Below are 758 nucleotides of genomic sequence, written 5' to 3'. Positions count from 1 at the left end.
CACTTTAGTGGGATTGTATCAAATTATCTAGCGCTTTTATTTTGCTTTAAAATAAAAGTCGAAATTAAGCATTTAATGCGTCGGCTTTTTGAACACTTGATGTCGTAAAATAAACGTGCAACTTCACCGTGCTTTGCAGTCTACTTTTACGCAAATCGTCAATCTGTTTCCGCATGCCAAATTTGTCTTAAACAGCACTTACGATCAAGTCGTGACTCAATTGGCTAAAATTAAAGGCATTGGACGTGCAAAAGCTAGTACATTAACCTGCAGCCTGCAAACAAATGCCAAGCGTACTTGTTATTACGATGACTGTGATAGTATCACCATTGAATTGGTTAAGTATTGTATTGAACGATTACGTGATATTGAGCAAAGACGCAAGCATATTTTGGAATACATTCTAATCCTAGAGATATCCAGCTTTATGCCACTATTCCAGGAATAGCTGATACGACTGCGTTAAGAATCTACACAGAGTTGGGAGATTTACGCAGGTTTAACAATCCTAATAAAATCGATACCTTTATTGGAATTGATCCAGGCAGATCACAATCAGGAGATGTCGACAAACATTTATCAATTACAAAACATGGCAACGCTATTGCCCGAAAGGTCTTATATCGAACCATTGGGCAAATGGAAACCGTTAAGTCTACACAGCCTTGCCATATCACGGATTACTACGATCACAAAAAACAGCTTTCTGAAACCAGAAGCTACAAGAAAGCTGCCATCGCATCAGTCCACAAACTGAT

General features: G+C 38.4%; 1 pseudogene. It reads left to right on the top strand.

From position 1 onward, the window contains the following. Nucleotides 1-432 precede the first annotated feature (432 nt). Nucleotides 433-758: pseudogene (locus FC57_RS11395) on the top strand (transposase); the annotation flags it as partial.

Source organism: Lactobacillus ultunensis DSM 16047, from assembly GCF_001436305.1.
GTDB classification, from domain to species: Bacteria; Bacillota; Bacilli; order Lactobacillales; family Lactobacillaceae; genus Lactobacillus; species Lactobacillus ultunensis.
The sequence above is the reverse complement of the archived record's forward strand: the minus strand, read 5'-3'. Positions and strand labels throughout refer to the sequence as shown.